The sequence below is a fragment of the Methylocystis echinoides genome (assembly GCF_040687965.1).
Classification (GTDB): Bacteria; Pseudomonadota; Alphaproteobacteria; order Rhizobiales; family Beijerinckiaceae; genus Methylocystis; species Methylocystis echinoides_A.
In genome coordinates, this window is sequence record NZ_CP156084.1 from 361,029 (window position 1) to 385,417 (window position 24,389).

The following is a 24,389-nucleotide window of genomic DNA, read 5'->3' on the forward strand; positions in this document are numbered from 1 at the left end:
CAGCGCGGACCTCAAAAGAGCAACGCGCCCGCCGCCGCCGCGCCCAGCAGGCAGAGGTCGTGCAGCGCCAGCGCCGCGCGCGATGGACGCGCGCCTTCATGCAAGAGACGCAGCGCCGCGACATTCACCGCGCCCCAGCCGAGACCGATCGCAATGAGTCCGAGCGTAACGCTCGCGATCGAAAGCCCCGCGTAAACCGCGCCCGCGCCGGCGACCATGACCGCAAGGCCGGCGGCGAGCGTCGGCGCTGTTGAGAACAGGCCGGGCAGAGAAGCTGCGAGCGCCGCGGGGCCGTACATCGAAAAGAGATGCCAGCCCATGGCTCCGCCGATGAAGGCGGGCGCCGCCGCACAGACGGCGAGCGTCAACGGCCCATGCAGCATCCCGGCCGACATGACGAACCAGGCCACCGCTCCGGCGAGCGTCGCGAGCGCGAAGCGGCGCGAAATCGGCGCAGGCGCGGGCGCCGCCGAGTCAGGCGCGACAACGTGCGGCATGCGTACGGCGAGGCCCAGCGCGACGACGTGCAGGCCGGCGGCCGCGAGCAGGGTCGCGCCGGGCTCGGGCGCCAAAGAGACGACAACAGGCGCCGCCAGCGCCGCGCCGGCGCCGCCGCCAAGCACAACGAGCCCGCCCCGCGCCGACCCCTGCGCGGCGATATGGCGGTAGAACAGGGCGAAGCCCTGCGCCAGGCCGAGCCAGAAGGCGCCCAGACACAGTCCGAAGAAATTGGATTTGGCGATGGCGAAGGCTGAGAGCGCGCCGCCCGCGACGCCGAGACTGGCGCCGAGACTGAAGGCCGCGCGCCGCCCAAAGGCGTCGACGAGCAGCGCTGCGGGAAAACTCGCAAGGGCGGCGCCGACGAGCAGTAGCGCGAAAGGCCAGCCGATGCGCTCCACGCTCGGCGCCATCAAGCGGCTCTGTTCGGGCAGCGCCGTGAGAACCAGCGCCTGCGCCAGCACCGCCAGGCCGAAGCCGAGCGCGAGAGTCAGCCGGTTGTCGGTGACGTTGGCGCGCGTGAGCGACGCCGGACAGGCGCAATAAAGCGCGCCGACGCGCATCGCCGCGTCGGAGCCGTCGTCGACTGACGAGGCGTCGCAACTCAGCTCGCTTGGAGGGCCTGCCAGGGTGACGACATCCGAGGCGCTGTTTTCGCGAAGGTTCATTTCTTCGCCTCGTCGACGTCGTCGTCCATCAGCACACGATGCGCGGCGCCGTCGAGATCGTCGAACTGGCCGCTGCGCAACGACCACATAAAAGCCGCGAGGGCTGCGAGGCCGAGAGCCAGGGCCAGCGGGATGAGGAAAAGCAGCACGGTCATTCGGCTGGCCCGATGACAGGCTCCGGCGTCCCTTTCCGAACGCTATCCGCGAGCCGCCCGCTCGCGCGCGAAGCGAGGGAGGGCTCGAGCGGGGCCGCAGCCGCACGCCCGGCGCGCAAGGCGTTGAGCGTGACGAGAATGGAGGAGCCCGACATCGCCGCCGCGGCGATCAGCGGCGTCAGCATGCCAGCCATGGCCAGCGGCACCGCGAAGACATTGTAGATGACCGACAGCGCCAGATTTTGCCGCATCAGGCCGCGCGCCTTGTGGGCGATGTCGAGCGTCGTCAGAACCGGCGCGAGACGCTCGCCCAGAAAGACCGCGTCCGCTGCGGCCTGGGTGATTTGCGTGGCGTCGATTGGCGAGACGGAGACGTAAGCCGCGGCAAGCGCCGGCGCATCGTTCAATCCGTCGCCGACCATCAGCACTTTGCGCCCCTGCGCGCGGAGCGCCTCGAGCCGCGCCACCTTGTCGGCCGGCTTCAGCGCGCCCGCCCACGCCGAGACGTCGAGCGCCTGCGCAATTTTCTCCACAGCCGCGACGCGGTCGCCGGAGAGGATCTCAACGGCGAAGCCCCGCGCTTGCAACGCGGCGACCGTTTCGGCGGCGTCGCTGCGCAGGGCCTGCCGAATCTGGAACAGCGCGCGCCGGTCGCCATGCCGAAAGGCCACGAGCGACACGTCCGGATCGAGCGCGCCGAGCCGCGCCGCCTCCTGCTCGAGGCCACAGAAGCGCGGCGACCCGAGGCGCGCGTCTGCGCCCTCGACGAGGGCGCAGACGCCCTGCCCATGCTCCTCCCGCGCCTCCAGCGCCGCGCCGCTTGGCCGCTCATGCGCGACCGCGCGCGCCAGCGGGTGGCTGCTCGCTCGAGCGAGTTGCGCGGCGAGGTCCAGGAGTTCGACGTCCAATTCGCTGGCGTTGACGACGCGCGGCTCGGGCGCCGTCAGCGTGCCGGTCTTGTCGAAGACGATCGTATCGGCCTCGGCCAGCCGCTCTATGGCGTCGGCGCTGTTGAGCAGGACGCCGGCGCGAAACAGCGCGCCGCTCGCCACGACCTGCACCGCCGGCACGGCCAGCGCCAGCGCGCAAGGACAGGTGATGATGAGCACGCAAATGGCGGTGACGAGCGCGTCGTGCAGACTCGCCCCGCGCCAGAGCCAGAACAATGCGGTCGACAGCGCCGCGACATGAACCATCGGCGCATAGAGCTGCGATACGCGGTCGGCGAGACGCACATAGCGCGAGCGGGCGCTTGTCGCCTTTTCCAGCAGACGCTCGATGTCGTCGAGCAGCGTGGCGCCGCTCGCCGCCGCCACGCGCAGCGCCAGCGCGCCGTCGTAATTCATGCTGCCGGCGTAGATCTGATCGCCGGCCGTGACGGCGCGGCGCGCGGTTTCGCCCGTAATGAGGCTTTCGTCGAGCTCGGAGGCGCCGCGCTCGATGACGCCGTCGACCGGCACGCGTTCGCCGGGGCGCGTCAAAACGAGATCGCCCGGCTGGATTTTGGCGAGCGGGGTGAGAGTTTCGGCGCCGTCGGGACCGAGGCGGCAGGCGAGCGGCGCGCGCAGGGCGGCGAGATTGGCGGCGACGGCGCGCGTCTTGCGGCGCATGGCGTGATCGAGGAAGCGGCCCAGCAGCAAGAAGGTGAGCAGCATGGTCGCGCTGTCGAAATAGGCGTGCTCGGCGTGCGTGAGGGTCTCATAGACGGACATGCCGAGCGCGAGCAGCACGCCGAGCGAGATGGGAACGTCCATATTGAGCCGACCGACGCGCAAGGCGGCGAACGCGCTCCTGAAGAAGGGCTGGCCCGCGAAGGCCGCCGCGGGCAACGCGATGAGCGCGGAGACGCCATGGAACAGATCGCGCGTCGCAGGGTCGATGTCCCCGCCGCCCTCGCCGACCCAAATGCCCGCGGAAAGCATCATGATGTTCATGGCGGCGAAGCCGGCGATGGCCAGGCAACGCAACAGCCAGCGTGAAGTCTCGATTTCGGCGCGTTCGCTCTCCGCCAATTCGAAAGGATGCAGCGTATAACCCATGCGCCGCAGGCGCTCGAAGGCCGTCGCAAGATCGAAGGAGTCGTCGCGCCATTCGAGCTGCAAACGGCGGTTCGTGTAATTCACCCGCACCCGCTCGAGGCCCGGCAGGTCAGAAAGGCCCTGCTCGATCTCGCCGATGCAGGCGGCGCAAGTCATGCCGTCGATCGCCGCCTCGAAACGCTGCGCGCCGTCCTCGCCTGTCGTGACGAGAGCCTCATAGTCGAATGCGACGGTCATGCGAGCCCCCTCATGCGACGCCCTACTCCACGTCGATCCGATTCTTGGAGCGAAAGACCTCCTCGCCCCCGCGCGCCGCCGTGAGCACGAGGTCGCGCTGGCCCTTGGGCAAGGCCGCCTTGCCAGCATAGCGGCCGGGCGCGACGGGCGCGAGCCTCACGCGCACGTCCTTTGCAAGATCCGCGGGGGCGGCGAAAAGCGCGGTCATCTCCACGCCCGACACCTCCGCGCCCGCGCTGTCGCTCGCAATGACGCGAATCTCCGTCTCGCCGGCCGGAAGGCGCGCGAGCCGCACGTCGACCTTCCAGTCGCGCGCAGCCTGCTCGCGGGCCTGCGCGATCTCCCGATTATAAGCGAGACCGCGCTCATAAGGATGCGGAGTCACCTCGCCCGAGAAGGTCTTCACGGCCTTGTAGATCATCACCCCGTCGACGACGAAGACGAAGAGAAAGAAGCCGACGATCATCGCCAGCACCTTCATGCCGGTGAGCGGCTTGCCGCCGGCCTCATAGTCCGAGAAGCGATCGGGCTCGAACGGAGTTTTCTTGCTCATGACCAGGCTCATCGTCGGACCTCACGGCGAAATGAACACGTCCTTCACCTCGACCGCGGCGCCGTCGCCGGCGTCGGTCACGGTGAAGAGGACAGGGGCCTGTCCCTTGGCGGCGGCCGGGCCGTGGGTCGAGAGGAGAACGCGCGCTTCGCGGGTTTGATCCGGCCCGACGTCGATCACGACGTTGCCCCTGGCGTCCGGAGCCACGCCGACAACCTCCGTCTGCGCCCCGGCGACGCCAGAGACGGCGAGCGTGAACCGCCGAAATTCAGGCTTCTTATTGGAAAAGCGCAGCGTATAGCCGTTGCGCACGCCGCCGTCTTTGAGCCGCACCGCAAGGGGGTTGCGATCATGCAGCACGCTGACGTGCATGTCGCCGCGCGTGACGAGCGTCGCCGACATGAAGCCGCCGATCGCCAAAATGAGCACGGCGTAGAAAAGGGTGCGCACGCGCAGCGGCTTGAAGACCGGCTGCTCGCCGCATCCGCGCCGCTTGAGGTTCATTTCCGTGTCATAGCCGATAAGCCGCGGCGCGCGATGGATCTTCTCCATGATGGCGTCGCAGGCGTCGATGCAAAGGCCGCACTGGATGCAGCCGAGCTGGGCGCCCTTGCGAATATCGACGCCCGTCGGACAGACCGCGACGCATTGCCCGCAATCGACGCAATCGCCTGAAGGCGCGCCAGCGGCGCGCGCGGCAGTCGCCTGTTTCAGCGACATGCGCGGCTCGCCACGGTCATAGCGATAGGTGACGTTCAGCGCATATTCGTCGGTGAGCGCGGCCTGAATGCGCGGCCAGGGACAGGCGTGCAGGCAGAGCTTCTCGCGCATCCAGCCGGCGAAGATATAGGTCGTGAAGGTGAGGATGCCGATCCACAGATAGGCTTCGCCGGCGCCCGGCTGGAAGGTCGCGAGTCGATAGACGAGCGACGGGGCGTCGGCGAAATAGAGCACCCAGGCGCCGCCCGTCCACCAGGCGATGAGCAGCCAGACGAAATGCTTCGAGATTTTCTTACGGACTTTGTCGACGGTAAGCGGACCATTGTCGAGCTTCATGCGGTCGCGGGCGTCGCCTTCGATCCATCGCTCCGTCGTCATATAGAAATCGGTCCACACCGTCTGCGGACACATATAGCCGCACCAGATGCGGCCGGCGACGGCGTTCATGAGAAACAATGTCAGCGCCGCAAGGATGAGCAGCCCGGTGACGTAATAGACTTCCTGCGGCCAGATCTCGATGAAGAAGAAATAAAAGCGCCGATGCGGCAAGTCGACCAGCACCGCCTGGCTGGGCGCATTCGGGCCGCGGTCCCAGCGCACGAAAGGCAGAAAATAGTAGATCGCCAGCGTCGCGAATTGAATGCCCCATTTGATCCGGCGGAAATGTCCGTCGACCTTCTTGGGATAGATGCGATGCGCCGCTTCGACGAGGGGTTCGTCCAAGAGCGAGTGCTGTGTGTCTGCGCTGGACATTGTCTTCTACTGTTCCTTAGCTCCCCCACCCCAACCCTCCCCCGCGTCGCGGGAGAGGGAGTCCATGCGGGCCTTTATCCAGAGCGCTCATCGCGCCGACGGGCAGGGAGGGGCCTCATGGCCGCCCCCTACTGCCCGCCGCCGAGCGAGTGCACATAGACGGCAAGCGCCTTGATTGTCGTGTCGTCGAGCCTGTCCTTCCAGGCCGGCATCACGGCGCCGCCGCCATTGGCGATACGGGCGACGACGGACGGCTTGTCGGAGCCGTAGAGCCACACCTGGTCATAAAGCGCCGGCGCCCCGAGCTCCGGATTGCCCTTGCCTTCGACGCCATGGCAGGCGGCGCAATTCTCGGCGTAAAGCTTCTCGCCTTCCGCCGTCGGCGCGTCCGAATCCGGCGTCTCCGCATAGGTGCGCACATGGTCGGCGACGACGGAGATCTGCTCCGGCGTCAGAAGCCCGTCGCGGCCGAAGGCCGGCATGGCGGAGGCGCGCGTCGCCTTGTCGGCGTCCCAGCGCACGCCATGCTCGATCGTCTGCTGGATGTCGGAGAGCTTGCCGCCCCAGATCCAGTCGTCGTCGTTCAAATTGGCGTAGCCCTTGGCGCCCTGCCCGCCGGCGCCATGGCAGGAGGCGCAATTGGCGGCGAAAGCCACCTTGCCGACAGTGCGCGCCGCGGCGAGCAGGTCGGGGTCGGACTCGATCTTGTCGAGCGGCGCGTCCTTGATCTTGTCGAGCACGGGGCCGCGCAGAGTCTGCAGATCGGCGACCTCTGCCGCAACCTGATCGCGCGAATGCCACGCGGTGACGCCCTGCGTGCCGCCGGAGAACGTCGGCCAGGCGGGATAGACGATCGTGTAGCCGACGCCCCAGACGATGGTGATCCAGAAGGTCCACACCCACCAGCGCGGCAGCGGCGTGTTCAATTCCTCGATGCCGTCCCACTCGTGGCCGGTCGTCGGCGTGCCGCTGACTTCGTCGATTTTAATCTTGCCTTTGTCAAACGTGTCCTCAGACATCGTCGTCCTCCCGAAGGGGAATTTGGGCGTCTTGCTCGAACTGCTTCCGCCGCGAGGGCCAGAAGGCGTAAGCGACGACGCCGAGAAAAATGAAGCCGAAGAAGATCAGGCCCCAGGAGGCTGCGAGCGCGCGCAGATACTCATAGGTCGATAAGGCTTCGGCCGCTGAGGCGTTCATGGGATCACCTGATGTTGGCCTTGTCTTCGTAGAGCTTGAAATCCACGGAGACGCCGAGGTGTTGCAGATAGGCGATGAGCGCGTCCTCTTCGGTCACGCCGCCCTTGGCGGGTGAATCGTTCAGGACGGCGTTCGGATAGCGCTTCTGCATCTCGGCCGCCGCCGCCGAGTCGGCGCCGTTCTGCGCCAGAAGATCGGCCTGCGCGTTCTCGATCTGCTCGTCGCTGTAGGGAACTCCCACGACGCGCAGGAGCCGCATCTGCTCGGCGAGATGCTCGGCCTTGAGCGGCGCCGAGGCCAGGAACGGATAGCCCGGCATGATCGAGGACGGCACAACCGACTGCGGGCTGCGCATATGATCGCGCTGCCAGTCGTTGGAATATTTGCCGCCGACGCGCGCAAGGTCCGGGCCGTTGCGCTTCGAGCCCCATTGGAACGGGTGGTCATACATGCTTTCGGCCGCGAGCGAATAATGGCCGTAGCGCTCGACCTCGTCGCGCAGCGGGCGGATCATCTGCGAATGGCAGGTGTAGCAGCCCTCGCGGACATAGATGTTGCGGCCCGCAAGCTCGAGCGGCGTGTAGGGACGAACGCCCTCGACCTTCTCAATCGTGTTCTTCAGGTAGAAGAGCGGCACGATTTCGACGATGCCCCCGACCGACACGAGCAGCAGAATGCCGACGATGAGCAGGATCGAATTGGTTTCGAGGATTTTTTGGAACCCGCCGCCGGCGGGCGCGTGTTGAGAGGATTGCGACATGGTTTCCTATCCTCACTCGGCAGGCAGGGGCGACGGGGCGAGCGCGCTTTCCGCGGCTGGCGAGGCGAGCGTCCGGTAGATGTTGTAGACCATGATCAGCGCGCCGATCACGAACAGCCCGCCGCCGATGGCGCGGATCACATATTCGGGATGCAGCGCCTCCGTGGTCTCGACGAAGGAATATTCGAGGAAGCCTTGCGGGGTGTAGGCGCGCCACATCAGACCCTGCATGATGCCCGCGACCCACATCGACGTGATGTAGAAGACGATGCCGATCGTCGAAATCCAGAAGTGCCAGTTGACGAGCTTCAGCGAATAGAGCTGCCGGTTCCAGATCCAGGGAATGAGGCAGTAGAGCGCACCGAAGGACACGAAGGCCACCCAGCCGAGACTGCCGGAATGCACGTGGCCGATGCCCCAGTCGGTGTAATGCGACAGAGCGTTCACCGCCTTCACCGACAGGAGCGGACCCTCGAAGGTCGACATGCCGTAGAAGGCGACCGAGACGACCAGCATGCGCAGCACGGGATCGGTGCGCAGCTTGTCCCATGCGCCGGAGAGCGTCATCAGGCCGTTGATCATGCCGCCCCAGGAGGGCATCCACAGTACGACCGAGAACACCATGCCGAGGGTCTGCGCCCAATCGGGCAGCGCCGTATAGAGCAAGTGGTGCGGGCCGGCCCAGATATAGAGGAAGATCAGCGACCAGAAATGCACGATCGACAGTCGGTAGGAGTAGATGGGCCGCCCGGTGCGCTTGGGGATGAAGTAATACATGATGCCGAGAAAGCCGGTGGTGAGGAAGAAGCCCACGGCGTTATGGCCGTACCACCACTGGATCAAGGCGTCCTGCACGCCGGCCCAGACGATGACCGACTGAGGCGAGAAGATCGACACCGGGATCTCGGCGTTGTTGCCGAGCACCAGCACGGCGACCGTCACCACGAAGGACAGGTAGAACCAGTTCGCCACGTAGATATGTGGCTCCTGACGCCGCGCGAGCGTGAAAAGATAGACGAGCAGGTAGGTGACCCAGACGACGACGAGCCACAGGATCGCGTACCATTCCGGCTCGGCGTATTCGTGCCCGCGCGTGACCCCGAGCAGATAGCCCGTGCCGGCGATGACAATGAAGAAGTTGTAGCCGAGGATGACGAACCACGGCGCGAGATCGCCCGCGATGCGCGCCCGGCTCGTCCGCTGCATGACGTAGAAGGAGGTGGCCAGCAGGACATTGCCGCCGAAAGCGAAGATCACCGCCGATGTGTGCAGCGGCCGCAGGCGGCCGAAATTGATCCAGGGCAGGTCGAGATTGAAGGCGGGATAAGCGAGCTCCAGCGCCAGATACAGTCCGACGATGAACCCCGCGACGCCCCAGAACAGCGAGGCGATCGACGCGAATTTGATCGGTCCGTAGTTATAGTTCGGCCGCCCATCTATTGTGAGCGGCGGCAGTTGCGGCCCGCGCGCGTGATAGCGCAGCAGGATGGCGACGACGGCGCCGATGGAGCCCAGAGAGAACAGCGCCGCGTGGAAGGCGAAGGCCGGCGTATAGGCTTTTGTCGCGATATAGCCCGTCGCAAGCGCAAGGGCGACGAAGATCGCGCTCAGCGATTTCTCGCTGAAGGTCATTTGTTTCGCGATGAGAGGGGGACGCTCCATGATTCTGTCCTCTGGAGGTTCTTTTCTTGCAGACGCGAGAATTACGCTGGCGCCGGAAAAATGTGACAAAGTCGCCCCAGCGCGACTTCGATTCACGCTTGGCATTGTACAGCGCAATAGCAACAGAAATTTGACTTCGATCAATTACACGCGCGCACTTCAGCCTCTGCGCGGAATTGTCACAGATCAAGAAAATCGAACGCCGATCATCCTAGCCGCGCCGGCGTTTGCGGATAGCGCTTACGATTTGCGACAGATTTCACGCAAAGGAAGAACGCGCCTTCGCGCGTTTATGTCGCAGTCGCCAGCGGACCGACTTCGGACTTTTCAGCACGGATAGAAACGATGCGTTCCGAGCAGGAATCCAAGCGGTCCGTGGCGAAATTGCGCAAGCGGCCGCGCGAAGAACAGCCCGCTTCCCGAATAAGGATAGCCATAATCACAGGTCGGGTCGGGACCGGGCGCGGGGGCTGGAGAGGCGTTCACGAGCTCCGCCCGCGACGCGAAGAAGCGTTCGCCGTTCAGCGCCACCGGAATCCAGGTGCGGCCGTCCCCCAATATGGTGAGATCCGTATCGGCCGGGGCGATGACGGTCACCGGGCATCTGACCGTCGGCCGCGTGCGCAATTCGACAGGCGCATGGAGGGTAAGAATCTCGGCGAGGGCGGCGCCCGAAAAAGCGGCGAACGCAAGAAAGGCCAACACACATAAGAAAGACCGCCGCATGGCACCCCCTGCGCGCGGCGCGTGCGCCAGCGCAAATTCGACGAAGCGGGCGCAGTCTAAAAGAAAATTCCACGGGTGGAAATCGTCGGCAAGGAGACGCATATGGCGATCGGGGACAAGCGGCCGAGCGCCCTCGACTCTTGCGATGAGCGCGCCCTAATGTCGATGGCAGGCTGGCGCGCCTGTCCTCTCCAGGGTGTTTTCATGCGGCGACTTGCATTCTCCCTTTTGGCGGCCGGCGCGGCCTCGCTGTTTTTCCCCACTAATTCCTTCGCGAAGACCGCGGTCCCGGAGATGCAGACAAGCGCCGGGGTCGTAATCTCGCCGAAAGAGCTGGCCCTCGACCGCGACGGCGCGACGCTGCTGACCATCCCCGCCGCGGGGCGCTACGCGATCCGCGCCAAAAGCTCGACGGGCGCACGCATCGAACTGGTGGACATGATCGCGGGCCCCCTCGACTCCTCGGGGGCCGCCGGATTGCGCGACGGCCGCATCGACGCCTTGCTCGACAAGGGCGTCTACAAGCTGCGCATCGGCGCGGTGAAGGGCGCGACCGGCAAGGCGACGGTCAGCGTCGAGCCCTTTGCCGAGGTGGAGACGACGCGGCCGGCGCTGACGCCGAACGTCATTGCGCGCGGCGAGTTGGGCGACCTGCAGCAGCGCTCTTATGCGCTGGAGGTCAAAAGCGACGGCCCCGTCTATCTCGAGGCGGTCGGCCGCGCCCTTCAGGACCTGCGCCTGTGGGACGCCGACGGCGCGCTCGTCGATCTTCTCTTCGAGCGCACCACGGTTGAAACGCAGCCGGGCCATTCGATGAACCGGCTGCGGCTCGAAGGGAAAGTCGCGCCCGGCCGCTATGTCGTCACGGCCTATGGCGGCGAGAAGCTCGTCTGGTCGGACGGCGCCGGCGCGCAGCCCTTCCTGCTGCGTCTTGCCGAGCCGGCGCTGCTCGCGGCGGGCGTGGCCAAAGGCGTCATCGGTCCCTTCGGCGCCGCGCGCTACGAGGCGCCGGCACGCGACGACAGCTTCCGCCTGGAGCTGCCCGAGCAGGCGCCCGCGCGCATAGACGCGCGGCGCGGCGCGGGGCGCGACATGGCGACGATCGGCAAGGCCAGCCGCGCGCCCGTCGCCACGCTGCGTCTTGCGAACGACGGGACCGCGCCGGCGCGGATCGACGTCTCGGGCTATGAAGGCCAGGCTTATACGCTGCGTGCGATGCGCCAATCCAATCGCGAGACTTTCGAGGCGGCGGGGCCGCATCTCGTCTCGCTCGAGGTGGCGGGAGAGGGCGGCGACGATCCGCCCGCGACGGCCCTCCTCGCGCGCATTGAAAGGGACGGCAAGACGCGCGTCATCGCCTCGGACCTGCCGCGCATCGGCGCCGGCAAGGCGTGGCGCGGCAAATTCAATTTGCTCGGACCGGTGTCGCTGTTATTCGAGGCGACGAAAGACGGACCCGTTGCAATCGACGCCAAGGGCGTCAAGCTGCGCGCCGCAATCGAGCCGGCGCTGGGGTCGCTGGCGCCGCCGCGCGTCGGCCGGGACGCCGGCCGCTACGACCTTGCCGCGGGCTATTATCTCCTGACGCTCGAGCCCTTGGGCGATCGGGCCGGCGTGGTCGACCTCACGCTCGGCGCGCCTGGTCTCGCGGTGTCTGCGCCGGCGCCGCTGCCGTCGCGCGCGTCCCTTTCCTTTGGCAAGCAGACTCTCGAAGGCGACGGCGCCTATCTTATTCTCGCCAACACGGCGCCGGGGCTTCTCACCGGCCCGCGGGTCGTCGCCCTGCCGGCGACGCTCGACAAAGAGCCGCTCCCCCTGCGTCAGTCGGCCGGGCAGGAGATCGCGCTGCCTCTGCGCCTGCCGAAAGACGGCAAAGTCGCCGCGCGCGACGAGAGCGGCGCAGATATTCCGCTCGCCTTCGCGGAAGAGAAGACGGAAAACGACCAGCGCTTCGTCACGGTGAAAATCGCGCCCCCCGCCGCAGCGCGCGCGCTGGGATTGATGTATCTGCCGCCGTCCGCCTCCGAGACGAGCCCGCAAGCCGCCGCCGCCGCCAAGGGGCCGCGCGCCTCGGCGGGCCGGCCGGCCTTTTTCGATCTGGCGCGCGACGAAACGAGGAGCCTCTCTTTCGACGTCGCCCAAGGCGGTCTCTATCGCGTCGAAACGCTTGGCCGGCTGAAGACGGCGCTGCGCGTCGGCGCGGCGGTCTCGCCGAAGCTCGGCGAGGGCGAGGCCAATGGGCCGGGCAACAACGGCCTGGTGACGGCCTATCTGCGCGCCGGCGCCTATCGCGCCGCCGTCACGGCGAAAGAGTCCGCTGGCCATCTCGGCCTTTCCGTCGCCCCGGCGACGCTGGCGTCGACCGCCAAAATCGTCGACGCGGGCGAAGCGCGCGCGACGCTCGCGCCGGGCAAGGGCGCCTTGGTTCCGATCGAGATCACGCGCGCCGGCGACTATCGGCTGGCGCTCGCGAGTTTGACGCAGGAGTGGCGCGCCCGGCTCGAGGACGCCGACGGCTGGCCGCTGACGGCGCCCGGCTCCTTCCGGCGCAAGACGCTGCATCTCGAACCGGGCGCCTATCGACTTGTGGTGAGCCCGGAAGACGTCGAAGCGCGCATGATCGCGCGCCTCGCCCCCATCGTTCCGCCGCCGACGCTCGAAGGACATGGTCCGCATCCCCTGCCCTTCGAGGCGAGTCGGAAGCTGCAGTGGCGCGAGCCCCAGGCGAAGGACGCGCCGCGCGCGCCGGACGTCTGGCCTTTTGTGCTCGCGGGAGACTCCGACGTGGAGCTTTCGATCGGCGAAGGCATGATTGGAGAGGTGCTGAAAGGCGACGCGCTGATCGGCAAGGTCGCGGGCGACCGACCGTTCAAGAGCAGGCTCTCGGCGGGCGACTATCGCATCGAGGCGCGCAGCCTCGCTCATGACGACCGGCTCGATTACGAAATCATGCTTTCCTCGCCGCAGTTGCAGCCGGGCGCGCCGAAGCGCGTCGACCTGCCGGCGCGGCTCGACTTCAATCTCGCGCAGGAAAGCGTCGTCGACCTTTCGAGCTTCGGCGACAAGGAAACGATCGGCGTCTTGAAGACGGCGGCGGGCGACGTCGTGGAGCGGCTGGAGCCGCGCGCCAATGACTGGAATGTCGCGCTGGCGCGCCGTCTGCCGGCCGGCGCCTATCGACTGGAGCTGGAGGCGCTCGCCGCGACGCGCGCGCCTGTCTCGCAGGATGCAAGCCAGGACGGCGGCCAGGAAGAAGCGGCGCGGGACAGCGAGGAAGAGACGAGCGAGGCCGCGGCCTCGGAGGAGAGCGCCGCGGCGGGCGAGTCCGAAGAAGCGGAGGCGGAAAGCGGCGTCGAGGTTCGTCTGGCGGCGCTCAGTGAGAAGGACGGACCCACGCTCGCCGCAACCGGCGCGACCGTTCTGTCCGGCGGCGAGGCGCAGCGTCTCATGTTGCCGGCGATAGCCGGCGACGCGCTGGCCCTCGTCGCCGCGCAATCGGCGAGCGAAGTCGCGCTGTCGATCGAGCGGCGCGGCGCCGACGGCGTCTGGCGCATGATCGGCGTCGAGCGCGGCCTTTCGCCCGTCGCCGCCTGGCCCGCCGCCAGCGACAAGAGCGCGTGGCGCGTAACTGTCTGGCCGCTGGGCGGCGGCCGTGAACCAATCGAGGTCGCCGCGCGCGCGATCGAGCGACGCGCCCAGCGCGCGGGCGAGATTTCATTCGACCCACAAGGAGACATCGCGCCGCCGCTCTGCGTCGCGCGGGTCGATGCGCCCAACGCCGCGCTCGTCGACGTCACCGCGCCGACGGGCGTCCTTGCGGGCTCGGCGGCGGGCCGGCTGTTGCGCCCGGCGCGCGCCGGCGTGCTGGCGCCGCAGTCGCCGACGCTCTGGCTCGTTGCGCGCGATTGCAAGGCGAAGGCCCATGTCGCCGCCTTCGACTGGCTCGGCGAGGCCGTCGCGCTCGATCTCGGCGAGGGCGACCGCGCCGTTCTGCCGCCGCTCGGCGCCCCGCGCGGCAAGACTCGGCTCTGGCTCGCGCGCTCGACCTTCGCGCAGCCGGCGATCGACTCGGGCGCCGGCATGGGCGTCGCCGACGGCGCCGCGCTCGCCCTGGCAGGCGATACTGCGCCACAAGTGTGGAACGCGAGCGGCCCCGCCGCCATGCGCGCGGCGCTTTCCGCCATCGACGTGGAGACGCGCGCGGCCGTCAGCGGCGGCGTCAGTTTCGCCGGCCTCGTGCCGCCGATGAGCGCGCAGCCGGTCGACATGGCGAATTCCGACGCCCCGCTCGCGCTCGACCTCGCCGGAGGGCTCGCCGCCTTTGTAGGAAAAACCGGCGTCTTCGGGGACGGCGCGGCGGTCTCGCGCGTCCTTCATGGCGCGGGATCGCGCGTGCTGCTCGTCAATATGACGGCGACGCCCCTGCCCGTCCGGATCGCACGCGCGCCCGACGCCAGTATGAAGCTCGACGCCAAGACCGCGCTCAAACGCTTCTTCGGCGCCGCCGGCCAGCTCGCGCTGCCCCTCGACGCGCAGCCCAACGACCGCCTGATCGTCATCGGCGCCGACGCGACCGTCGTCTCGACCATCGGACGCGTGCTGCGGGGACGCGACCTCGCGCTCGACGGCCCGGGAGAGGTCACTCTCGACTTCAAGCCCGGCCTCGTCGCCGCCTGGATCGAACGCGGCGGCGTCGCGCCCTGGCCGCAGGCGGCGGCGCGCGCGCTGGCGCTTCCCCAACGTGTCACGCTCGACGGCGCCGCCGCGCGCTTCGCGCTCAAACAAGGCGCGCCCGTCATGCTGAGCGTTTCGAGCGGCGCGCCGGCGCTGCTCTCCTTCACCCAGAACGGCAAGCGCGAGACGTTCGCTTTCCCCGCCGGCGTCGAATTCCGTCACTATGTGGCGGCGGGCGAGGCGACGCTCGATCTCTATGCGCCGCATGACGGCGCGCTCAGCGGGGCGCTCGACCTCGCGGCGCAGCCGGTGATCGAGGCGCATGAGGGGGTGAACGACGCCATCGCGGTCCCCTCCGGCGCCAGCGCGCTCTTCGCGTTTGAGACGAAGCGCGACGGCGAGATCGGCGTCGGCGTGCGCGCCGAACCCGACCGCGTCAGCGCGCGTCTCATGGACGCGAGCGGCAAGACGTTGGCCGAGGGCGTCAATCAGGTCGCAAAGCTTGCGCCCGGCCGCTATTTCCTCGAAGCGCGCGCGCCGGCCGACGCCGGCGCGACGACCCTTCGCGTCGCGATCGTCGGCCTCTCGCCCCCGCCCGCCGCGCCGCCGGAAGAGGTGGTCGCCGAGCTGCTGGACAAGGCCGGGATGAAGAAGAGCAAATGAAAGACAGGCCTGTCGCTCGATTGCGCCATTCTTCCCTCTCCCCGCGCGCGGGGAGAGGGAAACGCGGAAGCACGCTGGTTCACGGATGAAAGTTGCTGCGATGAAGAAGACTTTGCTGCTTTGCCTGTGCGCGGCCTTTTCCTTTGCGACGCCCTCGCGCGCCGAGGCGCCGCCGGTCTTCGATCGCGCGCAGCGCGCCGATGGCGCGCGCATCGCGCCTGACCGCTTTTTGCGCGCCTATGATCCGCTTACCATCTTCTTCCCCGGCGACGTCGGCCCCAAGGCCGGCGGGCCTGAGGATGCGCCCACGAAATATGCGACGATCACCCCGCAGCCCGCGGGCGACTGGCGCTGGATCGGCCCACGCGCCTTGCAGTTTCGCCCGGCCGAGGCGTGGACGCCGCTTGCGCGCGTGAGCGTCAGGAGCGGCGGCGACGAGCGCAAGCTCGTGGCGCTGCTGCCGACGCCCTCCTCCACCAATCCGGCGGCCGACGCCGAGCCGACGCCAGAACTGACGCAGATCGCCCTCACCTTCGCACAGCCGATCGACGCGGCGGCGCTCTCGCGCCTTGTCTCCGTGGAGCTGCGCCCGGCGCCGGGCGTCTCGCCGCAGGGCGGGCAGATGCTCAGCCCTTCCGCCTATGATATTCGGCCGCTTGAACGCGGCGCGCGCGGCGACGAACAGACTTATGTCTTGCGGCTGCGCGACAGCATCGCGGACGGTCGCGTCGCCATTCTGCGTCTGAAGCTCTCCGACGAGCCCGGTCTCGACGACGAAACATACGAGCTGCGCATCCGCACCGCTCTGCCCTTCGCCGTTACGGAGGCCAGCTGCGGGCGCGGCTGGGACGATACGCATCTCGGCGGCGTGCTTCGCTGCGCGGCCAATGGATTCGCGCCGGCGCCCGAGACCGGCGAGGAGGAAGGCGGCGACGTCGCCTCGACCTATGCCGCGGCGAACAAACGCCGGCTGTCTCTTTCCTTCAACGCGCAGCCTGAAACGCTCGACATTTTGCGGGCGCGCGAAGCCTTGCGGATCACGCCGCCCGTCGACGACCTTGCCGTCGACGCCGACGGCAATCATCTCAGGATCGGCGGCAAATTCCTCTCCGACACGGTCTACGAACTCACCGTCGCGCCCGGCGCGATGAAAGACGGTCGCGGGCGCGCATTGGCGGGAGCCTTCTCGCAGCGCTTCGCCTTCACGCGCGACATTCCCGCTTTGCAGTGGGACGCGGGCTATGGCCTCGCCGAGCGATTTGGCGCGCAGCTCCTGCCGTTGCGGGGCCGCGGCTACGACCGCGCCGACATTCGCATCCACGCCATTGATCCGCTCGCGCGAGATTTCTGGCCGTTCCCGCAACAGGGCGTCGAAACGATTGACGCCGAGGCGCCGCCGCTTCCCGGCAATGAGCCTGCGCGCTGGGCGGAGAGCGGCAATATCGAAGCCGAGGCGATCAAGGCGCGCATCAAGACATTGGGGTCGCCGGCCGTCTCGCGGCTCGTCGATCTGCCGATCAAACGCAATAGCGCCGATGCGAAATTCGGCGTCGATCTGAAGGAAGATTTCGCGCGCATCGGCGGGCGCGAGCAGCCGGGAACCTATCTTGTCGGCCTGCGCGCGGTCGATCAGGACAAGCGCAAATGGCTGCGCGTTCAGGTCACGGACCTTTCGCTCTCGGCGATAGAGGAGCCGACGCGCGTGCGCTTCGCCGTCACCTCGCTCGCGACGGCGCAGCCGGTGAGCGGCGCGCAAGTTCGCGTCGAGGGCGTCAAGGACGACAAATTCATCACGCTCGCGACAGGAACGACTGACGAGAACGGCTTCTTCTCCTGGTCGCCGATCAAGCGCGGCGACGGCGAGCTGCGCCGCGTCGTCGTCAGTAAAGGGCTCGATACGCTCGTCATCGATCCCGACAGCGCGCCGTCCGAATACGCCAGGGAACTCTGGTCGAAGCCGGAGGCGGCGTGGCTCTCCTGGGTCTCCGAGACCGATACGCCGCGCGAAGAGAAAGCGCGTACGCTGTGCCATGTCTTTTCCGAGCGGCCGATCTACCGGCCCGAGGAGCCGGCCCATATCAAGGGCTTCGTGCGCAGCTACAAGGGCGGCGCGCTCAGCCTCGCGAAGACCGGCGGCGCGCTCGTCGTCACGGGGCCGAACAATCAGGAATGGCGCATCCCGGTGAAGCTCGACGCGGCGGGCGGCTTCTATCACAAATTCGACGCGCAGACGCCGGCCACCGGCGACTATTCGGTCAAATTCGAGCCCGACGCCCCCAAGGCGAAGAAGGCCGAGAAGGATGAGGCCGCCGACGCCGCCGAAGGCGAAGGCGCGGAGGTGGCGCAGGATACGTCCTGCGGGACATTCACATTCAAGAAGGAAGCCTATCGTCTGCCGACCTTCGAGGTCGTGCTCAACGCGCCGCAGACGGTCGCGCTCGACACGACCTTCGACGTCGATCTGCTCGCCCGCTATTTCGCGGGCGGGCTCGCGGCGGATCGTCCGGTGAAATGGCGCGCGGCGCAATTCCCGCATGTTTTCACGCCGCCGAACCGCGAGGGGTTCCTGTTCTCGACCGATGCGCGCTTCTCCGGCGACGGCAAGTTCAAATCGACGGCCGTGCTCGAGCGCGACCAGCGTACCGACGCCGGCGGCGCCGCGCGCATGACCTTCGACACCACGATCGAACCGACCGCGCAGCCGCGCCGCTATTCGATCGAGGCGACCGTCACCGGCGACGACGGGGTTGAAGTGCGCAATGTGCAAAACGTCATCGCCTTGCCGCCCTTCGTGCTCGGCGTGAAAACGCCGCGCTATGTCGAACGGCCTGGCGCGGTCACGCCCGAAATCATCGCTGTCGACGGCAAGGGCGAGAGCGTCACGGGCCTCGAGATGACGCTGCGCCTCATCAAGCGCAACTGGATTTCGACGTTGCAGGCGAGCGACTTCGCCCAAGGCGCGGCGAAATATGTCACGCAGGTGCAGGACGAGACGGTCTTCGAGCAGAAGGTCGCCAGCGCCAAGGAGGCGCAGAAAATCGCGCTCGAAACAAAGAGCGCCGGCGTCTATCTCGTGCAGCTCGAAGCCTATGACCGCCTGAAGCGCCGGCAGCAGGTCAGCGTCGACTTCTTCGTCGGCGGCGACACGCCCGTGACATTCGCACGTCCGCCCGCGCAGTCGGCCACGATCACCACGGACAAGGAGAAATATGCGCCCGGCGAAACGGCGACGCTCGTCATTCAGTCGCCCTTCCAGAAGGCGCGCGCCCTCGCCATCGTGGAGCAGCCCAACGGCGTCTACGACTACAGCTTCGTCGACATCGACAATGGCTTCGGCCGCTTTCCGCTCACGGTGAAGAAGGAGCAACTGCCGAAGCTCGCCATCCACTTCTTGATCATGCGCGGGCGGCTGGAGAACAGCGCCCCGCAGCCCTCCGCGAATTTCGACCAGGGCAAACCGGTCACCATCGCGGCGACGAAATGGATCGAGGTGACGCCCGTCAAGAACATCGTCAACGTCAAACTGGAGCATCCCGGCAAGGCGCGGCCCGGCCAGGAAGTGGAAGTGGCGCTGCGCCTGACGGACGACGCCGGCAAGCCGCTTGCGGGCGAAGCGACTTTCTGGCTCGTCGACCAGGCCGTGCTGTCGCTCGCCAAGGAGCGCCCGCTCGATCCGCTGCCGGATTTCATCGTCGCGCGTGAAACGAAGATGGCGGCGCGCGACACGCGCAACATGGCCTTCGGAGTCATTCCGCTCGAAGAGATCGCCGGCGGCGACGAAGAGCTGCAGGAATGGGGCGCAGAGAATAACATTTCCGTACGCAAGAATTTCACGCCCGTGCCGATCTATCTTCCGAGCGTGAAGGTGGGCGACAACGGCGTCGCCAAGATCAAACTCACGCTTCCCGATACGCTCACTGTGTTCAAGCTGCGCGCGAAGGCGGTGAGCGGCCCGGATCGCTTCGGCGCGGCGGGCGGCGAAATGCTCATCCGACAGGACCTCGTCGCCCAGCCCGCGCTGCCGCGCTTCATCCGTCCCGGCGACGCCTTCGACATCGGCCTCGTGGCGCGCATCGTCGAGGGACCGGGCGGTGCCGGCAAGGCGGCGATCGCGGCGTCCGCGTTGAAACTCGCGGGCGAGAGCAGCCGCAAGATCGAATGGCCGCCGAACCGTCCGGTGCGCGTCGATCTAAGCGCCGACGCGCCGGCGTCCTTGCAGGACAGCGCAAAGATAAATTTCCGAATCGAGCGCGACGCCGATCACGCCCGCGACGCGGTCGAGATCGACCTTCCGGTGAAGCCCGACCGTGAGCCGGCGGCGCGCTACGAGGTCGTCGAAATCGCCCCCGGCGAGACCAAGACGCTTGCGGCCGTCGGCGCCCCGATGCGCGCGAAAACCTTTTCCCGCGACATCGTCGTCGCGGCCGATCCTGCGATCGTCAAACTCGTCGCCGGGCTCAATATGCTCGTGGATTATCCCTACGGCTGCACCGAGCAGCGGCTTGCCTTGTCGCGCGCCGCTCTGTCGCTGAATGGCTTCGCGCCAATCCTCGCAGCCGCGGGATTGCAGGACCGCGTCTCCGCGAGCGTGCGCAGCACGGCGCAGCAGATCGAGCAGTCAGTCGACAGCGACGGGCTTGTCGCCTTCTGGCCGCGGGCGCGCGGCAATGTGCTGTTGACCGCCTGGTCCTACGCCTTCCTCGCGCGCGCCGAACGCGCCGGCGAGCCGGTGGACGCCACGCTGCGCGATCGCCTCGCCAATATTCTGCGCCTCTCCTTGCGTTCGGATTACGCGCGCCTGCTCGGCGGCGAAGAGTTGCGCGAACGCGCGGCGGCGCTCGCGGCGCTCGCGGAAGGCGGCAAGCTCGACGAATCCTATGTCGCCGAATTCGTGCGCCGCGCCGATTTCCTGCCCAATGAAAGCGTCGCCGAGCTCGCGGCGGCGGCGGCGCGGCTGCCGGACGCCGATCAGCGCATTCTCGCCTCGCTGATGGAAACGATGTGGGGGCGCGTGAAATTTGCAAGCCGCAATGGCGCGCAGGTCTACGCCGGACAGGCGGGCGAACGCGCCTCCGAGTTGATCCTGCCCTCAGAGACGCGCAACCTCGCCGAAATGTTGCGCGCCGCCGCCCTCGCTGCGCCCGCCGACCCGCGCGCGCCGGCGCTGCGCGACGCGCTGCTGCGTCTCGGCGACGGCGACGGCTGGGGCACGACCAACGCCAACGCCAGCGCCATCGAAGCGCTCGCTGAAGGCTGGCGAAGGCCGGTGACGCCGCTCGCCGTCGCCTTCGCGCAAGGCGGCGCGCCGCAGACGATGACGATCGACGCCAATAATCCTGTCGCGCGTCACATGAGCGAGACCGACGCGCCGCTGACCATCTCCAACACGTCCAACGCGCCGCTCCTGGCGCTTGTCGAGACGCGCTACACGCCGGCGGAGCCCGGCGCCAAAGCCGAAGCCGCGAGCGAGGGCTTCGTCGTCACGCGGCAGAGCTGGCGCGTGAAGAACGGCGAGGCGCCGCAAAAGCTCGACGCCGCCGATAGCGTGATCCGCGTCGCGCAGGGCGACGTCATCGAGGAGACGGCGGAGGTCGTGAACCCGGAAGATCGCACTTATGTTGCAATCTCTCTGCCGCTCGCGGCGGGCTATGAGCCCTTGAATCCCAATATCGCCACGGCGCCCGCCGAAGCGCAGCCGTCGAGCGCCCCGACGCTCGCGCCGACATGGGTCTCCTATGGCGACGACCGCGTGCTCTACGCTTACGACTTGCTGCCCAAGGGCAATTACCGCTTCGCCTTCCGCCTCAAGGCGCAAACGGCGGGCGCATACACGCAGCCGCCCGCGACGGCGGAGACGATGTATAAGAAAGGCGTTCGCGGCGCGAGCGCGGGCGCCCGGGTGGAGATCGCCAAAGCGCCATGAGAAAAGCGCGAATGAGCAGAGTTGCGCTCATCGCCGCCTGCGCCGCGACGGCGGCGGCGCTGTGCGGCGGAGCTCTGCTCTTCAGGGACGCCGCGGACGGCGCCGATCTTCGTGCGCCGCCGGCGACGCCGATCGTCTACGACCGCAACGGCGCCTATCTCGCGCAGATCGGACATGCGACGCATGACGCGCGGGAAGGCAAGCGCATCGATTACGGCTATTGGCCGCTCGAAAGAATCCCCGAGCGCGTCGCGCGCGCCACGCTCATTCTCGAAGACCGCCGCTTCTCCTTGCATCCGGGCGTCGATCCCCGCGCCGTGCTGCGCGCCTTGTGGAACAATCTCGCGCACGACCGACGCGCCGAAGGCGCCTCCACCATCGCCATGCAGGTCGCGCGCATGCAGGCGCCCCGTCCCCGCACGCTGCTCAACAAGTTGCGCGAGGCGGCGACCGGCCTTCTCCTCGTTGCGAGATACGGGCGGGAGGCGACGCTCGCCCATTATCTGCGGCTCGCGCCCTATGGGCTCGGCAGCCATGGCGTCGCGCATGCCGCGCGCTTTTATTTCGACAGGCCGGTCGACGATCTCTCCTGGGCGCAGACGGCGCTGCTCGCCGCCATTCCGCAATCGCCGGGCCGCATGAACCTCACGCGCGCAAGCGGCCTGAAGCTCGCCGTGGCCCGCGCGCGCTATGCGATCGACCAGCTCGAAAAGGACGGCGCGCTCGACGCCACGCAAGGCGAACTGGCGCGACGCGAGCTCGCCGCGATGCGCCCATTCGCGGCGAAGCGCCGTCCCGAGGCGCTGCATCTCGCCTTGCGCTACGAGCGTCTGGCGCGCGAGGGCCGCGTGCGCGCGGCCTCCCGTTACGATCCGCGCATCCACGCGACGATCGACCTCGTCGTCGAAGGCGAGACCATGCGGCTCGCGCGGCGTTATCTGTCGATCTTCCGTCACGCGGGCGCGCGGCAGGTTGCGGTGATGGTCGCCGAGCGCGGGTCCAACGCCGTCATCGCCGACGTCGGATCCGCCGATTACGACGATCCGCGCGCCGGCGCCTTCGATTTCACGCGGGTGATGCGCTCGCCGGGTTCGACGCTGAAGCCGTTCGTCTATGCCCTCGGCCTGGAGCGGGGCGCGCTGAAGCCGACCGATCTCCTCCAGGACATGCCCGAAGGCGCCTCCGGCGTCGCCAACGCCGACGGACTTTACCTCGGTCCGATGACGCCGCGGCAGGCGCTCGCCAATTCCCGCAATGTGCCCGCGACCAACCTCCTGCGGCGGGTGGGACTCCTCGCAAATTTCGACTTCCTCCACGAACTCGGACTGCACAATCTCGATGCGCCGGCGGAGAGCTTCGGAATTTCGATGGCGATCGGCGCCCTTCCGACGCGGCTCGAGGATCTGATGCGCGCTTACGCGGCGCTTGCCGACGACGGCGTCATGCGAGACCTTTCCTTTGCCGCGGATGAACGAAAAGCCCCGCCGCGCCGCGTGATGTCCATCGATACGGCGCGGCTCGTCACCTCGTTCCTTTCTGACCCACAGGCGCGTCTCCCGTCCTTCCCGCGTTACGGTCCGCTGGAATATCCTTTCGCCGTCGCTGTGAAGACGGGCACCTCGCAGAATTATCGCGACGCCTGGACCCTCGCCTTCTCCAATAGATACATCGTCGGCGTCTGGATCGGGCGCGCCGACGCCAGCGGCATGCGCGGCCTCGCCGGCGCCAATTCGGCCGCGCGTCTCGCCCATGCGGTGATGGCGGGGCTGCATGGCGCGCGGCCGGGGGAGATTGCGCCAGAGACCTTTCCGCCGCCGCCGGGGCGCGTCGCAGTCGATCTTTGCCGCGTCGACTCGGGTCCCGACTGCCCGCTTTCCTTGCGCGAATGGGTAAAGCCGGAAGAAATCGCCGCCACGCCCAATGCGTCGACGCTGGCGCATCTGGACGATGCGGTTTCAGCAGACGCGGGCGCTCTCGTGATCGCCACGCCCGAACACAATATGCATGTGTGGCGCAACCCGGAGCAGCCGGCGGCGCTCAACAAGCTCGCGCTGAAACTCGCCAACGGCGCCGCCAATTCGCAGATCGTGTGGACCGTCGACGGCGCGCCTGTCGCGGTGGCGCAGGCGGATGAGACCGTCTTCTGGCCGATGACGCCCGGCGCGCACCGCATTCAGGCGCGGCTGCCGTTGGCGCCGGTCGCATCACGGCCGGTGCGCGTGACGGTCGAGTAACGCGCCCTTCTCGCCCGCCTTATCTTGCGACCTGTTGCCCGACCGACAAGCCCGTCTGCCCAACCGGGTTCAATTGCTGGAAGTAAGACATGCCGACTTTGAGGGCGGAATCGCCAACAACGATCACGTCTCCGGGCGCGACTTCGGGATCGTCGGCCTGTCCACTGCGGATAGCGGCGAGATCATAGGGGATCATGCTCCTCTGGCCGTCCACATTTCTAAAAACGGTGACACTATCCGAGGCCATGTTCCGGTCGAGGCCGCCCGCCTTCGCAATCGCCTGCTCGAGCGTGTCCCGCCCACGCAGCGGGTACACGCCCGGCGTCTTCACCGCGCCCTCCACGGTGACGCGGCGGCTGTTGTATTCCGTCACGACGACGGTGACTTGCGGCGACCGCATATAACCGGCGTCGAGGCGTTTCTGGATCTCGCGCTCCAAATCCGCTGAGGTCTTGCCTGCCGCAGGAGTGGCGCCGATAAGGGGAAGATTGATCGTGCCGTCCTCTGCGACCGGCACGGCCCTGGAAAGATCAGGCGCTTTGAAGACGGTTATCTGCACGACATCCATCGGCCCGATCATGTAGCTCGGGCCGCCGGGTTTGGAGGCGGCGACAACGCGGCTCTCGACTTTGGCGGCAGCTGTCTGTGGCTGATCCGGCGACGCCATGCTCGCCCCATCGCCGGGCATCCCATTGCAGCCGCCCAGTCCTGCGATGACCGCGCTGACGACAGCTACGGTCACGGTTCGGACTTTGTGCAGCGAAAGCTTCATGACTTCACCCAAATACATATCTGTCCAATCGTCAGAGTACGTCAGTTAAGGAACCCTTGAAAGCGCCTATTCTGCGGCATTTCTGATCACAATCGGCGAAGCGCGACGATCCGCCGTCGCCAGCCCCGCCACGCCGAGGCAGGAAAGTTGCATGG

The 24,389-nt window shown here is 67.6% G+C and carries 14 protein-coding genes; 3 read left to right on the forward strand and 11 right to left on the reverse strand.

Annotation, left to right across the window (positions count from 1 at the left end):
- Positions 1 to 11: 11 nt before the first annotated feature.
- From RVU70_RS01750 to RVU70_RS01795, 10 genes are all read right to left on the reverse strand, one after another.
- Positions 12 to 1,166, reverse strand: coding sequence for an MFS transporter (locus RVU70_RS01750; RefSeq protein WP_363349376.1), 1,155 nt, complete (start codon positions 1,164 to 1,166; stop codon positions 12 to 14).
- On the reverse strand, positions 1,163 to 1,321 hold the full coding sequence (ccoS, locus tag RVU70_RS01755) for a cbb3-type cytochrome oxidase assembly protein CcoS (RefSeq protein ID WP_363349377.1): 159 nt from the start codon (positions 1,319 to 1,321) through the stop codon (positions 1,163 to 1,165). Before ccoS ends, RVU70_RS01750 begins: the two co-directional genes overlap by 4 nt.
- A complete protein-coding gene (locus RVU70_RS01760) occupies positions 1,318 to 3,597 on the reverse strand; it encodes a heavy metal translocating P-type ATPase (protein ID WP_363349378.1) in 2,280 nt (759 codons plus the stop codon). Before RVU70_RS01760 ends, ccoS begins: the two co-directional genes overlap by 4 nt.
- A gap of 22 nt (positions 3,598 to 3,619) precedes the next feature.
- Positions 3,620 to 4,150 carry a FixH family protein gene (locus tag RVU70_RS01765; RefSeq protein WP_363349379.1) on the reverse strand — a complete coding sequence of 177 codons (531 nt, stop codon included), beginning with the start codon at positions 4,148 to 4,150 and terminating at the stop codon, positions 3,620 to 3,622.
- Positions 4,151 to 4,171: 21 nt separating this feature from the next.
- Complete coding sequence (gene ccoG / locus RVU70_RS01770) at positions 4,172 to 5,623, reverse strand: cytochrome c oxidase accessory protein CcoG (protein ID WP_363349380.1); 1,452 nt, start codon at positions 5,621 to 5,623, stop codon at positions 4,172 to 4,174.
- A gap of 128 nt (positions 5,624 to 5,751) precedes the next feature.
- Positions 5,752 to 6,642: a cytochrome-c oxidase, cbb3-type subunit III gene (gene ccoP / locus RVU70_RS01775; protein ID WP_363349381.1), complete on the reverse strand. Its 891-nt coding sequence runs from the start codon at positions 6,640 to 6,642 to the stop codon at positions 5,752 to 5,754.
- On the reverse strand, positions 6,635 to 6,820 hold the full coding sequence (locus tag RVU70_RS01780; RefSeq protein ID WP_363349382.1) for a cbb3-type cytochrome c oxidase subunit 3: 186 nt from the start codon (positions 6,818 to 6,820) through the stop codon (positions 6,635 to 6,637). The genes ccoP and RVU70_RS01780 overlap by 8 nt, the downstream gene beginning before the upstream one ends.
- Before the next feature lie 4 nt (positions 6,821 to 6,824).
- The gene (gene ccoO / locus RVU70_RS01785; RefSeq protein WP_363349383.1) at positions 6,825 to 7,580 is read right to left on the reverse strand and encodes a cytochrome-c oxidase, cbb3-type subunit II; all 756 of its coding nucleotides are present in this window, start codon (positions 7,578 to 7,580) and stop codon (positions 6,825 to 6,827) included.
- A gap of 12 nt (positions 7,581 to 7,592) precedes the next feature.
- Positions 7,593 to 9,242, reverse strand: a complete 1,650-nt coding sequence (gene ccoN / locus RVU70_RS01790; protein ID WP_363349384.1) for a cytochrome-c oxidase, cbb3-type subunit I — start codon at positions 9,240 to 9,242, stop codon at positions 7,593 to 7,595.
- A 327-nt stretch (positions 9,243 to 9,569) separates the two neighbouring features.
- Positions 9,570 to 9,968 carry an SH3 domain-containing protein gene (locus RVU70_RS01795; protein ID WP_363349385.1) on the reverse strand — a complete coding sequence of 133 codons (399 nt, stop codon included), beginning with the start codon at positions 9,966 to 9,968 and terminating at the stop codon, positions 9,570 to 9,572.
- A gap of 204 nt (positions 9,969 to 10,172) precedes the next feature.
- Here RVU70_RS01795 and RVU70_RS01800 point away from each other — a divergent pair, with 204 nt between their 5' ends.
- The 3 genes from RVU70_RS01800 to RVU70_RS01810 all read left to right on the forward strand — a co-directional run bounded on the left by RVU70_RS01800 (position 10,173) and on the right by RVU70_RS01810 (position 23,462).
- Positions 10,173 to 15,305 carry a hypothetical protein gene (locus RVU70_RS01800; RefSeq protein WP_363349386.1) on the forward strand — a complete coding sequence of 1,711 codons (5,133 nt, stop codon included), beginning with the start codon at positions 10,173 to 10,175 and terminating at the stop codon, positions 15,303 to 15,305.
- A gap of 100 nt (positions 15,306 to 15,405) precedes the next feature.
- Positions 15,406 to 21,228 carry an MG2 domain-containing protein gene (locus RVU70_RS01805; protein ID WP_363349387.1) on the forward strand — a complete coding sequence of 1,941 codons (5,823 nt, stop codon included), beginning with the start codon at positions 15,406 to 15,408 and terminating at the stop codon, positions 21,226 to 21,228.
- Positions 21,229 to 21,239: 11 nt separating this feature from the next.
- Positions 21,240 to 23,462 (forward strand): transglycosylase domain-containing protein, encoded by a 2,223-nt coding sequence (locus RVU70_RS01810; RefSeq protein ID WP_363349388.1) that lies wholly within the window; start codon positions 21,240 to 21,242, stop codon positions 23,460 to 23,462.
- A 19-nt stretch (positions 23,463 to 23,481) separates the two neighbouring features.
- Here RVU70_RS01810 and RVU70_RS01815 read toward each other — a convergent pair whose 3' ends face one another.
- Positions 23,482 to 24,234, reverse strand: coding sequence for a polysaccharide biosynthesis/export family protein (locus tag RVU70_RS01815; RefSeq protein ID WP_363349389.1), 753 nt, complete (start codon positions 24,232 to 24,234; stop codon positions 23,482 to 23,484).
- Positions 24,235 to 24,389 lie beyond the last annotated feature (155 nt).

Excerpts from the sequence above, each read along its gene's own strand:
- ccoS (WP_363349377.1), bottom strand. The coding sequence starts at position 1,321 with ATGACCGTGCTGCTTTTCCTCATCCCGCTGGCCCTGGCTCTCGGCCTC.
- RVU70_RS01780 (WP_363349382.1), bottom strand. The coding sequence starts at position 6,820 with ATGAACGCCTCAGCGGCCGAAGCCTTATCGACCTATGAGTATCTGCGC.
- ccoP (WP_363349381.1), bottom strand. The coding sequence starts at position 6,642 with ATGTCTGAGGACACGTTTGACAAAGGCAAGATTAAAATCGACGAAGTC.
- RVU70_RS01800 (WP_363349386.1), top strand. The coding sequence starts at position 10,173 with ATGCGGCGACTTGCATTCTCCCTTTTGGCGGCCGGCGCGGCCTCGCTG.
- ccoO (WP_363349383.1), bottom strand. The coding sequence starts at position 7,580 with ATGTCGCAATCCTCTCAACACGCGCCCGCCGGCGGCGGGTTCCAAAAA.
- RVU70_RS01765 (WP_363349379.1), bottom strand. The coding sequence starts at position 4,150 with ATGAGCAAGAAAACTCCGTTCGAGCCCGATCGCTTCTCGGACTATGAG.
- RVU70_RS01810 (WP_363349388.1), top strand. The coding sequence starts at position 21,240 with ATGAGCAGAGTTGCGCTCATCGCCGCCTGCGCCGCGACGGCGGCGGCG.
- RVU70_RS01750 (WP_363349376.1), bottom strand. The coding sequence starts at position 1,166 with ATGAACCTTCGCGAAAACAGCGCCTCGGATGTCGTCACCCTGGCAGGC.
- ccoG (WP_363349380.1), bottom strand. The coding sequence starts at position 5,623 with ATGTCCAGCGCAGACACACAGCACTCGCTCTTGGACGAACCCCTCGTC.
- RVU70_RS01805 (WP_363349387.1), top strand. The coding sequence starts at position 15,406 with ATGAAGAAGACTTTGCTGCTTTGCCTGTGCGCGGCCTTTTCCTTTGCG.
- RVU70_RS01815 (WP_363349389.1), bottom strand. The coding sequence starts at position 24,234 with ATGAAGCTTTCGCTGCACAAAGTCCGAACCGTGACCGTAGCTGTCGTC.
- ccoN (WP_363349384.1), bottom strand. The coding sequence starts at position 9,242 with ATGGAGCGTCCCCCTCTCATCGCGAAACAAATGACCTTCAGCGAGAAA.
- RVU70_RS01795 (WP_363349385.1), bottom strand. The coding sequence starts at position 9,968 with ATGCGGCGGTCTTTCTTATGTGTGTTGGCCTTTCTTGCGTTCGCCGCT.
- RVU70_RS01760 (WP_363349378.1), bottom strand. The coding sequence starts at position 3,597 with ATGACCGTCGCATTCGACTATGAGGCTCTCGTCACGACAGGCGAGGAC.